13 protein-coding genes are annotated in these 13,183 nt (G+C 43.7%); 2 read left to right on the top strand and 11 right to left on the bottom strand.

Annotation, left to right across the window (positions count from 1 at the left end):
• Positions 1-74: 74 nt before the first annotated feature.
• The 3 genes from SJY28_RS04215 to ubiG form a co-directional block, all read right to left on the bottom strand.
• A complete protein-coding gene (locus SJY28_RS04215; protein WP_379543544.1) occupies positions 75-911 on the bottom strand; it encodes a YciK family oxidoreductase in 837 nt (278 codons plus the stop codon).
• Between the two features lie 75 nt (positions 912-986).
• Positions 987-1,697: an HAD family hydrolase gene (locus tag SJY28_RS04210; RefSeq protein ID WP_191114535.1), complete on the bottom strand. Its 711-nt coding sequence runs from the start codon at positions 1,695-1,697 to the stop codon at positions 987-989.
• Positions 1,698-1,764: 67 nt separating this feature from the next.
• Positions 1,765-2,592, bottom strand: coding sequence for a bifunctional 2-polyprenyl-6-hydroxyphenol methylase/3-demethylubiquinol 3-O-methyltransferase UbiG (gene ubiG / locus SJY28_RS04205; protein WP_379543543.1), 828 nt, complete (start codon positions 2,590-2,592; stop codon positions 1,765-1,767).
• A gap of 505 nt (positions 2,593-3,097) precedes the next feature.
• Between ubiG and SJY28_RS04200 the strand changes: the two genes are divergently transcribed.
• Entirely contained in the window at positions 3,098-3,718 is a 621-nt protein-coding gene (locus SJY28_RS04200) for a thiol:disulfide interchange protein DsbA/DsbL (protein WP_057757933.1), read from the top strand.
• A 199-nt stretch (positions 3,719-3,917) separates the two neighbouring features.
• On the opposite strand, the gene yjgA is transcribed toward SJY28_RS04200, so the two are convergent.
• The 8 genes from yjgA to mazG all read right to left on the bottom strand — a co-directional run bounded on the left by yjgA (position 3,918) and on the right by mazG (position 11,542).
• On the bottom strand, positions 3,918-4,430 hold the full coding sequence (gene yjgA, locus SJY28_RS04195) for a ribosome biogenesis factor YjgA (RefSeq protein WP_057757930.1): 513 nt from the start codon (positions 4,428-4,430) through the stop codon (positions 3,918-3,920).
• A 49-nt stretch (positions 4,431-4,479) separates the two neighbouring features.
• Positions 4,480-5,445, bottom strand: coding sequence for an RNase adapter RapZ (gene rapZ, locus SJY28_RS04190; protein ID WP_379543542.1), 966 nt, complete (start codon positions 5,443-5,445; stop codon positions 4,480-4,482).
• A 52-nt stretch (positions 5,446-5,497) separates the two neighbouring features.
• On the bottom strand, positions 5,498-6,400 hold the full coding sequence (gene panC / locus SJY28_RS04185) for a pantoate--beta-alanine ligase (protein WP_379543541.1): 903 nt from the start codon (positions 6,398-6,400) through the stop codon (positions 5,498-5,500).
• 66 nt (positions 6,401-6,466) lie between these two features.
• A complete protein-coding gene (panB, locus tag SJY28_RS04180; RefSeq protein WP_379543539.1) occupies positions 6,467-7,267 on the bottom strand; it encodes a 3-methyl-2-oxobutanoate hydroxymethyltransferase in 801 nt (266 codons plus the stop codon).
• A 126-nt stretch (positions 7,268-7,393) separates the two neighbouring features.
• Entirely contained in the window at positions 7,394-7,915 is a 522-nt protein-coding gene (folK, locus tag SJY28_RS04175) for a 2-amino-4-hydroxy-6-hydroxymethyldihydropteridine diphosphokinase (RefSeq protein WP_379543538.1), read from the bottom strand.
• 1 nt (position 7,916) lies between these two features.
• Positions 7,917-10,151, bottom strand: coding sequence for a polynucleotide adenylyltransferase PcnB (pcnB, locus tag SJY28_RS04170; RefSeq protein ID WP_379543537.1), 2,235 nt, complete (start codon positions 10,149-10,151; stop codon positions 7,917-7,919).
• Between the two features lie 166 nt (positions 10,152-10,317).
• A complete protein-coding gene (locus SJY28_RS04165) occupies positions 10,318-10,692 on the bottom strand; it encodes a ComEA family DNA-binding protein (protein ID WP_379543536.1) in 375 nt (124 codons plus the stop codon).
• Complete coding sequence (gene mazG, locus SJY28_RS04160) at positions 10,676-11,542, bottom strand: nucleoside triphosphate pyrophosphohydrolase (RefSeq protein WP_379543535.1); 867 nt, start codon at positions 11,540-11,542, stop codon at positions 10,676-10,678. The genes SJY28_RS04165 and mazG overlap by 17 nt, the downstream gene beginning before the upstream one ends.
• A gap of 138 nt (positions 11,543-11,680) precedes the next feature.
• On the opposite strand from mazG, the gene SJY28_RS04155 reads away from it, so the two are divergent.
• A complete protein-coding gene (locus SJY28_RS04155; protein ID WP_379543534.1) occupies positions 11,681-13,168 on the top strand; it encodes a phosphomannomutase CpsG in 1,488 nt (495 codons plus the stop codon).
• Positions 13,169-13,183: the final 15 nt, after the last annotated feature.

Below are 13,183 nucleotides of genomic sequence, written 5' to 3'. Positions count from 1 at the left end.
GCAACCTGCGATAGTATATAAAATCATCCATAAAGAGCGACGTAATTATTTTGACTCACCTGAAAACTTTGCTACTAATCTTTAGGTTGTAGCTCAATCACTTGACCACGTACGCCAATGCTCTCATCACTCATCAGACAGACATAGCCTTCCATGATATCTTCAGGTGTTTTTAAGCTCATAGGGTTTTCACCTGGATACGCATGCGCACGCATGTTAGTGCGAGTACCACCTGGGTTGACACAATTGAAACGTAGATTGGTGGTGTTCTGAGTCTCTTGAGTAAAGATATCACTCATACCTTCTACTGCTTGTTTGGAAAGTGCATAAGCACCCCAAAATGCGCGAGGATGTGTACCTACAGTGCTAGAGGTGAAAACAACAGAGCCATGCTCAGCATCTTTTAATAGCGGCAATAGCGCTTGAGTCAGCATAAAAGTCGCTGTGAAATTGACTTTCATCACTTGGGCAAAAGTATCGACGTCATACATCTCAAGCGGCGTCAGTTGTCCTAATAAACCAGCATTATGCAAGATACCATCTAACTGGCCGACTTCTTTATTAATCAGCCCCTCAAGCTGCTGCATTTCGGCGTAAGTCGCCCCTTCTAGATTCATCGGCAACATAGCAGGCTGCTTACCACCAAGACTCTCAATCTCATCGTAGACGTATTCAAGCTTACTGCTAGTGCGGCCTAACAATAAGACAGTGGCACCATAACGCGCATAGGTCAATGCCGCAACACGACCAATACCATCCCCCGCTCCTGTTACCAAAATAGTCTTACCATCTAGGCAATTACTGGACGGTACAAAGCTACGAATATCATCATGAGTCAAAGGCTGAATAGGACTTTGAACAGTTTGTTTATTGTCTTGTGGATCGACTGGTTGATTATTATTGTCACTCATGGCATTGCTCACTACTTATCATTAAATCATTGAGGATATGTGCTTATGGTTGTAAATCTGGTGATATGTAGCAGTCTATAAATACTCAAACTTACCAGACGATAGCAGTAATTTATTTAACTGCTCAGGCGTATCTGTAATATAGTCGGCGCCCCATTTTTTCAAAGACTTTTGATCTTCAGGTGGAATATACCCATAAGCGGCCAAAATCGTTGGCATGCCAGCGGCGTTGCCAGCTTCAATATCACGCACATGGTCACCGACATAGAGCACGCAGCCTGCCGCCCCTCGCGGAATACCGAGTTTTTCTAGCGCCATATACATTGGCTCTGGATCTGGTTTGGTACGTGATACATCATCTGGACAGACCAAAACTGCACAGCGCTGATCCAGTTGCATCTCACTTAATAGCTTTTCGGCTAAATAACGCGGCTTGTTGGTAACGATACCCCATGGCACGCCCTTTGCTTCAAGTTCAGTCAGTACCGCTTCAAGCGCCTGAAACACGCAGCTATCGACACAGATATCTGCTTCATAATCATCTAAGAACTGCTGACGAAACTCAAGCAACTCTTCCTCGCTGACTTCGAGTTGATCGTTATGTCTTAGCATCAATTGCACCATGGCCGAGGCACCCGCAGAGACTTGCTCGCGGATTTCCGCTTCAGGCGGTGCCTGCCAGTCATTTTCGAGACTCATTTTACCAATGATACGAACAAAATCAGCAGCAGTATCGATTAATGTCCCATCAAGGTCAAATAAAACAGCTTTTACAAATTGGGTCATAGTGAATGCTCTTGAGATTGATGACGTGTTTAGTGAAAGTATGGCAAATAAATGGCTGCGTGCAGCATTAAACCAATGGCTTTTGTACGGCTATCATATAATTAACATCGACGTTTTGGGCAAGCCAGTAGCGTTTGGTCAGCGGATTATAATGCAAACCGATAATATCCTGACGAACAAATCCAGTGTTGAGTGCCATTTTGTCTAATTCTGCTGGCGTAATAAATTTAGCATAGTCATGGGTACCGCGATCAAGCAACCGCAGTACATACTCTGCACCAACGATGGCAAACAGATAAGACTTAGGATTGCGATTAATCGTTGATAGTACACAGACACCGCCAGGAGCTAACAACTCATAACAAGCCTGCACGATCGAGCTAGGATCTGGCACGTGCTCTAGCATCTCCATACAAGTCACTACATCAAACTGACCAGCATGTGTTTTTGCCAACTCTTCAACGGGTATATGCTGATAGCGAAGCGTATTCTCTAACTGGCTTTGCTCTGCATGTAACGCAGCAGCTTTTAGGTTTTCTGTACCTAAATCAATCCCTGTCACATCAGCATCGCGGCGTGCCATAGATTCTGACAATATTCCGCCGCCGCACCCTACATCGAGTACTTTTTTGCCAGCAAGTCCTTGCTCAGCGGTTTTATTAGCAGCGTGTTGATAGCCGCGTTTGACGTTTTCTTCTATCCAGTTTAAACGTAATGGATTGATCTCGTGTAGCGTTGCAAACGCCCCTGTGTTGCTCCACCACTCACTCGCCAAGTTATTAAATTTTTCGACTTCGCTAGGATCTACGTTGATGGTGGTAGACTCTGTACTATTGAAAGCGCTATTATTATTTTGATCATTTGAAGTTGATGAAGAATTTAAAGCAGAGCTCATGGTATATTCCTTGATTGTCACTATCGTTATTATCGTTTACAGTGCACGATTATGTGCTTAATATTAGCATGAGGGTAGCAGTTTTGTCGTAAGCACATCGTCACCGATTGTGAATAGACTCAAACTTTACCCTGTTTTTTGGGCAGTATCTTGATATAGAAAAGATACATATCTTCGTGACAATATCGCATCCTGATACTTTTAAATCTCTTAAATTCCATATAGAAATAAAGCAGACGTTTGAGAAACAGTAGGTTCAGAAAGTAACAAGCAATATACCTTAAATAATAGCTAACAGCTTTACAACTATCGGTTAAGAATGCGATTCACAAGTACATACATTTTACGTTATCATAGTCGATACTTTGCTATTGTTCGATTATACTCGACACTGTCTGGTTTAGACGCTTTAAAAGCTATATATTTTAAAGTGTCACATGTTTAATAACCATATAGACACCAACCTCTTAACCCATTCTAAGTCTCCACACCTCAAGGATAAAGTATGAAACGTGTCATCACACTGACTGGTCTAGCCATGGCCATTGGACTTGCCTCTATGGGCGCACAAGCTGCAGATTATGTCGCTGGAAAAGATTACCGTGTGCTAGACAACCCAGAGAAAATCAGCGGTGATGCTATCATTGTTCGTGAATTCTTTTGGTATGGTTGCCCACATTGTAATGCGCTTAACCCGCACATGGAAAAATGGGCAAAAACCAAAGACAAAGATGTTGCCTTCTTTAAGACACCAGCAGCACTTAACCCTGTTTGGGAAGCCAATGCACGCGGTTTCTATGCGGCTCAGCTTTTAGGCTTTGAAAGCAAAACTCATGACGCATTATTTGACGCTATCCATAAAGATGGTAAGAAACTGTTTGATCAAGCGTCACTAAGCAAATGGTATGCATCAAAAGGCGTTGATGAAAAGAAATTTAACAGCCTATATAACTCATTCGCTGTTGGTACAAAAATCGGTCGCTCTCAAGAAGGCGCCAAGCGTTATCAAATCACTGGTGTTCCATCTGTCGTGGTACAAGGCAAATATGTGGTAACTGGTGAAAACGCTAAAGTTGCTAAAGTTGTTGACTATTTAGTTGACAAAACTCGCGCTGAAAAGAAATAATTCGAGCCATAAGTACTTGAATAACTCACATGACGTACAGCATATCTGTATGTCGTGCATAACAAAGCCAATCATAAATTGATTGGCTTTTTTGCATCTTAACCTTTTAGCTATACGTCTTTTAATTACTCATTTTTAACTACTAATCTTTCAACTAATAAAATTCTAATTAATAGATTTCTAGCTTGGTATATAGATGTTATTTTTTCAGCTGCGATAAAATAGCCACTTCACGAATATAACTTGCCAAATCTGCTTTAGATTCTGCCAACAACTCATCATCTTGCATGTGTTTGGCATATTCTATCCATAATAACAGTTGATACATACTGTGGTGCTCAGAAGCCTTATATTGCTTCACAAACTGCTTGAGCGTACCTTCATCATTGATATTCAGACGCTCGTACCAGCTCTCTATTTTTGAGACTTGCTCTTTAGGAAAAAAGGCATCAAATAGTGCCTTTATCAGCTCATGACGATTTTCTTCAATCATCAGCTTGCCAACACGTTTGGTCTGACGGTTGCGAGCATTAGCGCTGGTAATATCAGCCAATGCCATTAACTCCGCCATAAAATAATCACTAGCAGGTAAAGCTTTTAGCTGTTTTTTCGATAAGCTAGCAAGCGGTATAGATAATTGCTGCAAGCGCTCATGGGCTTTTTTGAGTTCTGTGCGCGAAACGCGCATATCCTGTTCTTTCCAGTCAATCATAAAAGCTTTCCAAAATAATAATTAATAAATTAAATAGTGTCTGATATCATTACCAACGACTTTTTTCCCGGTGTTTTGCCAATACCTTCACGCCTTTAGGCATGGCCTCAGCAAGGCGGCGTTGTAGATGATCAGTGATAAAAACAGAGCGATGTTTGCCGCCCGTACAGCCTATGGCAACCGTGACCGTATGACGATTATTGTGCAAAAACTCTGGTAGCCAGCGGGTCAAAAACTTATCAATATCACCCATCATTTCTGCTACTTCTGGATAATCTGAGAAGAATGCACCTACCTCAGTATCCAGACCTGTCGAGTCACGTAACTCAGGGTTCCAGTGCGGATTCGGTAAAATTCTAACATCGAATACAAAGTCGGCGTCGATAGGGCTACCGTATTTAAAACCGAAAGACAGTAGATTGATGACAATCTGATTGTCCATACCTATGTGTTCACGCAAACTGTCTTTTAACTGATGAATATTTAGGCTACTGGTATCAATCCTAATATCAGCATGACCAGCAATTGGCTCTAATAGCTCAACTTCTTTTTTGATAGCAGCGGGTAAATTAAAGGCAATATGCTTAGCGTTATCGCTGTCAATATCTTGTGACATTAGCGGATGTACGCGTCGCGTCGCATTGAAACGAGCTATCAGCGTACTCTCTTGTGCAGTCACATATAAAATCTGTACCGCATGCGACCCATAAGTCTCCTTGAGAGAAGCATATGTCACTGCAAAGTTAGATAAATCCGCACGTGGCGTTCGAATATCGACACCCAGCGCAATACGATAAATGCCGCTTTCATTAACCAGTTTATGAGCAGCATTAGGTAACAAAGACAGCGGTAGGTTATCAATAGAGTAATAGCCTAGATCTTCTAAGATGTTCAATACTGAGGTCTTACCAGATCCTGAACGCCCTGAGACCACCAATATACTGAGCTTATTCGTAGACGTCTGATCCGCTATCGTTGCTGCCGCATTACTATTTTGATCCTGACTTACACCCATGATCTACTCATCCAAGTCTATTGTATCTAGTCTACTGCTATGTCATAAAAGCCTAACTTACCACTACCAACTGATTGTCTAACAAGCGCGCTTTTCCTAGCCATGCTGCGACTAAAATAACGACATTTTTGTTTTCTATATTAAAGGTTGTAGAGTCACTTACGACAGAACCTAACTCCTCAGTCTTTATTTCCAGATAATCAATAATAAAACCTGCGTCACTAATACGTGTCCGCGTCTCTACTAATAGCTTATCAAATGCTTGCTGACTAAGAGCCGTACTTTTCAAACGCTTCGCTAATTCTTGCAATGCTTGATGTAATACAGGGGCAGCTTGACGCTCATCTGCACTTAAGTATTGATTCCGCGATGATAGCGCTAAGCCATCATCAGCACGAACAATAGGTGCGCCAATGATATTAATAGGATAACTCAAGTCACGTACCAACTGTTTAATGATAGCAAGCTGCTGATAGTCTTTTTGTCCAAATACTGCCACATCTGGTTGTACGATATTGAATAATTTAGCGACAACAATACCAACACCATCAAAGTGTCCAGGACGTGATTGACCGCATAACTGATTGGCAACAACCCCTGCCAACACAGCAGTAGGTGGTGGTAATACTGGGTACATTGCATCAATGCTAGGTGCAAACACATAATCTGCATCCACTGTCGCAAGCTTAGCTACGTCTGCATCTAATGTACGTGGATAGCTATCGAAATCTTCCCCAACGCCAAACTGAGTAGGATTAACGAAGATACTGACCACCACTACATCTGCATGCTGTTTGGCAATTCTTACCAACTCAAGATGACCGTCATGTAGATTACCCATCGTTGGTACTAGCGCAATGCGCTGCTGACGGTCTTGTTTGTCACATTGCTGGCCACGATAAGGCTGCAGCGCTTCACGTAGTGACGAGATATCATGATAAATAATTGGAGACATGATTACTTTTCTTCTATTCAAACGTTCTGTTGTTCAATAGCGTAAATAACTTTAATAACTTCAAAATCAGCTAAATTGGTGCTGCTCAGTCGGGAAACTACCTTCGCGTACTGACTGCTGATAGAGCGCAAAAGCACCTTCGATACTGTGTGCACTATTGCGATCATCTGTTAAAAAATCATGGATAAAACGTGGCACTCGGCCATGCGCCATACCTAGCATATCGTGCATAACCAATACCTGACCATCAGTATCGGCTCCAGCACCAATACCGATAACTGGCACGGCAACGGCTTCAGTAACGGCTTTTGCAAGTGCGGCTGGAACACATTCTAATACCAGCAGTGCGGCACCAGCGGCTACAACTGCCTTGGCATCAGCAAGCAGTTTATCAGCCGCCTCATCACCGCGACCTTGAATTTTATAACCACCAAACACGTTGACTGATTGCGGAGTCAAACCAAGATGCACACAAGTTGGTGTACCTGCTTGCGCTAAGGTCGTTACTAATTCACACAGCTCGCTACCGCCTTCGATTTTTATGACATGCGCCCCTGCTTGCATCAGCGTGCGGCTATTAGCAACGGCTTCTGGCAGTGTCACATAACTCATAAACGGTAGATCAGCCAATATCAGCGCGTGTTTATTGCTACGGGCAATATTGGCAGTGTGATAAGCCATATCGTTGACTGTCACAGGCAATGTTGAATCATGACCTTGTACAACCATGCCCAAGCTATCGCCAATTAGAATCGTGTCAATTTCGGCTTTTTCCATCATTCGTGCAAACATCGAGTCATAGCAGGTCAAGCACGTGAACTTGATACCGTCTTTTTTAAACTTATTTAGAGTAGATAATGTCGTCATATGACCCTCAATTAATCTGCAATGCCTTTGATTATCAATATTGCTACTATAAGAGCTATGCTTGAAATACGTTAGACGAATCTTTCAAACATTTAATGTCTATCACTTAGCATCAATTACTTATAATCAATCGCTTGATAATAATGTTAAACCTGTCCAATCGCGACTTTGGGAATAGTCACCTATCGACTTACCTGCGATGGTTAAGTTTGGTGCCAACTCTCGCAGTGGTATTAAGACAAAATTGCGCTCACCTAAGCCAGCATGCGGTATTGTCAGTGTTGGATCAGTAATCTGCGTCTCGCCATATAGCAAAATATCAACATCTAGACTACGTTCACCCCAACGACGCAAACGTGCCCGCTTGGCCATGCTCTCTAACTGCTGACAAAAAGCAAGCAGCTCATAAGGGGTAAGTGTCGTTTCAAAACCAGCTACTGCATTAACAAAATCTGGCTGATCTTGCGGACCCATCGGTGCTGAAGCATAAAAAGAAGAGACACTTACTTCACGTACCTGCTCATGTGCTCGCATTACTGCAAGTGCCTGCTGCAAATGATCGGCAGGCGAACCTAGCTCATTAGCGAGGTTGCTACCCAAGCCCACATAACAGGTAACCCAGTTACTATTATCTGTACTGTTATTCATATTATGCACTTTCAGTACTAGGCTGACGGCGGCGGCGCTTCGATGGTACAGGGCCTTTGTTATCAGTTACTTTTATAGCAGGTATCTGATCGCTCGTATCTTGCTTCGCTTTAGTAGCCTTTGTAGTAGTTGCTTTCACCGATTTCTTGGCTCTCGCAGGTGCAGCGGTTTTTGTAGCGTCTTTGCTATCTACTGCCTTGCTAGCTACTTCCTTTACACTTTTAGTATCGCTTTTATCAGTCGATTCAACTGCAGGTTTAGGCGCTTTTTTCGCATACTTCGCTGCTGGCTGTGCTTTGCCATTACTGCCCTTCGAATTATTACTGCCTTGTACTTCGATATTGCTCGCACTATCTACAGTAGGTTGACGACGGCGACGCTTGTGCGGGATCGGCTCGTTATTCATACTGACTAACGCAGGTGATCTTGCGATTGAGCGAGCTGGTCTAGCCTGACTAGCTGACGCTTGAGCTTCTGGCTGGTTAGCATTAGACGGCTGAGTGCTACTATCTACGCGCTCAGCTTTAGCCACTTGTTTTGGTGCATTTTGATTGGTTGATGCTGGCTTTCGTACAGGTGCTTTGCTGCGCTTCGATGTATCATCAGCTGACAGTTGCTTCTGCAATGGTGGCACTACGTTCTCGTGCTCTATAACAAATAACGGCTTAGGCTTTGCCTGTTGACTTGCCGATTGTTTGTTATTAGCAAGAGACAACTGCTGTAGCTGAGCAAGCTCGTTATTGTCTTGCTCTACTTGTTGCTGCACGTTTTGTCTTCCGCTGTCAGTGCGGCCAGCTTTAGTTTGGCTGGCAGCGCGGCGGCGGCGGGCTGGAATATTTGACGAATCATTTACCATTGTTTGATCATTTCTACCTTTTTCAGGACGGTCATCGGCTTTGTTTTGCTTTGTACTGTTCTGATTAGGTGTTGCGTTATCAGTAGTCTGTGTTTTTGATTCTTGACGATTACGTCCGCGCCCACGTTGCCCTTTTTTATAAGCACCTCGGCGAATATTTTCGTCAAATTCATCAATCGCCTGCTGCTGCTCTTGTTCAGACAAGGTTTGATACGTCTGCCACCAGTCACCCATATCGTTGGTTGACTCTGATAGCGGATGCTCTGCATCGCCACATTGCTCACGCAACAATAAAAAGTCAAAGCCCGCACGGAAACGCGGATGCTCTGATAGCTGAACGATTTGTTTGCTACGCGGGGCTGCAAGTTTCGGCTGCAATATCCAGATATCACGGATAAATTGCTCAGCAAATTTCGGAATAGCGGTTTTGATACGCTGACGGTCAATGACTTTACCAGCCGCATGCATTTGCGCTTCGGCAAACGGCATATTACGCTTCTTGGCTTTTGCCAATTGATGCAGGTAATTTTCCCACAGTAAGGCAGCATAGAAGAACGCAGGGTTGATACTCTTGCCCGCTGCAATACGCTTATCGGTGTTGATAGCTACCTGATTGACTAAAGCACTTGGCTCAGACGGTGGATAGATAATGAGACTATCAATCGCACCTGATTCAAACAATAATGGCAATAGGGGTACTAGATAGCCACCGGTAAACATCTTTTGCGTTTCATCATAGAGACGATGCGGTGATATTTGCTCAAGCAGCGCCCAGTTCCCATCATTAAATTGAGCAGACAACGCTTCATCAAACTCAAAACCCAACTTGGCTTTGAAACGTAAGGCACGTAACAAGCGCACAGGATCTTCTTCGATACGTACTGGCGCATTGCCCAATAGACGAATGATTCTGTTATCAATATCATCAAGCGCGCCGCAGAAATCATGGACGATGCCTTTGAGCGGTTGATAATAAAGCGCATTAATAGAGAAATCGCGACGGGAGAAATCTTGTTGAATATCGCCCCAAACATTGTCGCGCAGAATCATACCGTCTTGATTGGTATTGGCATCACTGGTTGGTGGACCACGGAAAGTAGCAACTTCAATTAACTCGCGACCTGAATATACATGCGCTAACTGGAAGCGGCGACCGATAATGCGGCAGCGCTTACCAAAGACATCTTTAATCTCATGTGGCTTGGCATCGGTGACGGCATCAAAGTCTTTCGGGCGCAGACCTAATAAAGTATCGCGCACACCACCACCGACGATATACGCATCAAACCCAGCACGGGTCAATGTGGCAATCACTTCAGTAATGGAATTGGGTAATTCAGATTTGTTCAGTTCTAACTGCTTGGCGGCACGCTCGGCCATGCATCTACTCCTCGCCGGTATTCTTTAACTACCCCTGAATAACACAGCGTTTATCAGGCGGATGTACCCGCTAGTTTAACAAATTTTGGACCTACTGGGGGTGTTATGACATTTACTTACATGCTATTTTGTCAATATTGGGGTTAATTAATGCAAAACACCCTCATTAATCGCGCACGCTTAAACGTCTTTGGTTTTTCTCGACCGTTTTTGCACCGATACCTTTCACTTTTGCTAACTCATCCACTGTCTTAAAATCGCCAAACATATCACGATATAAAATTATCGCCTGCGCTTTACTGCTACTGATACCATCTAACGAAACCAGCTCGCCTTCATTGGCTCGATTGATATTGATAACTTTCTGCTCACGCGCTTGTGTAACAGCTGTTTCTTTCGCGATCAAATACTCATAAGCACGTTTAGGGTCGTCAAAACAAGGGTCTGCATTCGCATTACTGAGTGCGACCACAGACAATAGGAGACTAAAAGCGGTGGTCGTCAGTAAGCTGGCAAATGAAAATTTACGATGAGCGTTCATGTTGTTTCGCCGCTTCCCACAGTGCATCCATTTCAGTTAAGTCGCTGTCCTCTAACTGCTTGCCAGCGAGTTCTAGTTGCTTCTCAATATAACCAAAGCGAGATTTAAACTTGTGCACACAGGTTAAGGTAGCCGCTTCTGCATCAAGGTTTAGTTTACGTGCAACATTGACCAGCGCAAACATACAGTCGCCTAATTCTTTTTCGACCTCTCTGATGTTAGCTTTAACCTCAGCTGTAGACTTATCTGTTAGCTCATGTTTTAGCTCGGCAATCTCTTCATCTAGCTTATCCACTGCCCCTGCAATACCTTCCCAATCAAAACCCAACTTTGACGCTTGCTTTTGTACATCTTGCGCCTGCATCAATGCGCTACCCGCTTTGACTTGATCTAAGCGACGCTTTGATTTACCACGTGCTTCGCGTGCCTGCTGCTCCTCAAGCTTGATTTCGTCCCAGCGTACTTTTACTGCCGCATCGTCTTTGAGCGTTTCGGCTTCAAACACATGCGGATGACGGCGAACCAGTTTTTCTTGTAAAGTGGTAATGACATCACTCATATCAAAGCGCCCCTGCTCCGCATACATCTGACAATGAAACACCACTTGCAGCAGCACATCGCCAAGCTCACCTTTGATGTCCTCATTATCGTCGCTTTGTACCGCTTCGCCTAGCTCATAAGCCTCTTCGATGGCATAAGGAATAAGACTATGATTGGTTTGCTTTTTGTCCCACGGACAGTCTGCTCTTAGTCGTGCCATCAACGCTAACAAATCATCAAGCTGGCCAGTGGCGTCTGGCGTTCCTTGTACAGGCTTAGGCACGGTAATTTTATTGTCTGAAATACTCATAAGGGCGGCTCTTATCGTTTTATGTGTTGTTTGCTGATTCGTCTAATAGTTAGTGTATCATTGAACACAGCTTGGCTTATAATTGTGCTACTGACGACTTCATTTTACCACTGCTCATGCGCGAGGAACTTTATCATTATGTCCACTTCTGCGACCACCAACTATCAACTAGCTGCGACATTCGACCCTATTACTATCAGCTCATTTAAGGCCTATGATATTCGCGGTGAGCTTGGGGTCAATCTCGATGAAGAGATTGCCTACCGTATCGGGCGCGCGTTTGCACAGATTTTATATCAGCGTTATCAGGCAGCGGCTCAAAATCAAGTCGATGATATAGCAACTCTAAAACCTGCTATCGTTATTGGTAGTGATATTCGCCACTCTAGTGAGCAGTTAAAACAGGCTGCTATCATAGGTATGATGGATGCAGGCGTTGATGTGATCGACTTGGGTATGAGTGGTACTGAAGAAGTATATTTTGCCACCAGTCACTATCAGGCGTTAGGTGGTATTGAGGTAACTGCCAGTCACAACCCTATCAACTATAATGGTTTAAAACTGGTTAAAGAACATTCAAAACCAATCAGCGCCGATGATGGGCTGGCAGAGATTCAAGCACTGGCAGAATCTGGGCAATTCACTACGGACAACCAATCAGGCAAATTGCAGTTATTGACGAATAAAAGCGCGTACATCGATCATGTCATGACTTTTATCGATACTGATAAACTAAAAGCACTTAAACTGGTCGTTAATTCAGGCAATGGTAGTGCAGGTCCTGTGGTCGATTTATTAGTTGATAAATTAGCACAAGTAGATGCACCGATTGAAGTGATTAAATTGCATCATACACCAGATGGTAGCTTCCCTAATGGCATCCCCAATCCAATGATTGAAGCCAATAGAGTGGCTACCCAGAAAGCCGTTTTGGAAAACAATGCTGACCTTGGCATTGCCTTTGATGGTGACTTTGATCGCTGCTTCCTATTCGATGAACGTGGCGAATTTATCGATGGTAGCTATATCGTCGGCATGCTCGCTCAAGCTTTTTTAAATAAATACCCGAGTGAATCAATCGTCTATGATCCACGAGTGATTTATAACACCGAAGCAGTGATAGAGGAACATAACGGCAAGGCGGTCATTAGTAAATCTGGACACTCATTTATCAAGCAAGTCATGCGTGACTCAGGTGCTGTGTACGGTGGTGAAATGTCTGCCCATCACTACTTCCGCGACTTCTTCTATTGCGATAGTGGCATGATTCCATGGTTATTGACCATTGAGCTGTTGTCTATCACTGGTAAAACCTTATCAGAATTGGTCACAGGCTATATTGCCGCCTATCCTAGCTCAGGCGAATTAAACTTTCGTCTCACAACCTATGACGCACCGACAATTATTAGCGCGATTGAAGCCAAATTCAGCAACGAGCAACCAGTTAAATCAACACTTGATGGTTTAATTCTTAACTTTGGAGAGTGGCGCTTTAATTTGCGAGCATCGAATACCGAACCGCTTATCAGATTGAATATCGAAAGTCGCGGTGATCAACCGTTACTGGCTGCTAAAACTCAAGAAATTCAGCAATGGCTAGCAACGCAAGGTGCCGTACCAGCATAAAGTCATTAACCCAGT

The organism is Psychrobacter sp. R86515, from assembly GCF_042466315.1.
In the GTDB taxonomy this organism is placed as follows: domain Bacteria; phylum Pseudomonadota; class Gammaproteobacteria; order Pseudomonadales; family Moraxellaceae; genus Psychrobacter.
Note: the sequence above shows the minus strand (reverse complement) of the source record. Positions and strands in the feature narration are given on the sequence as shown.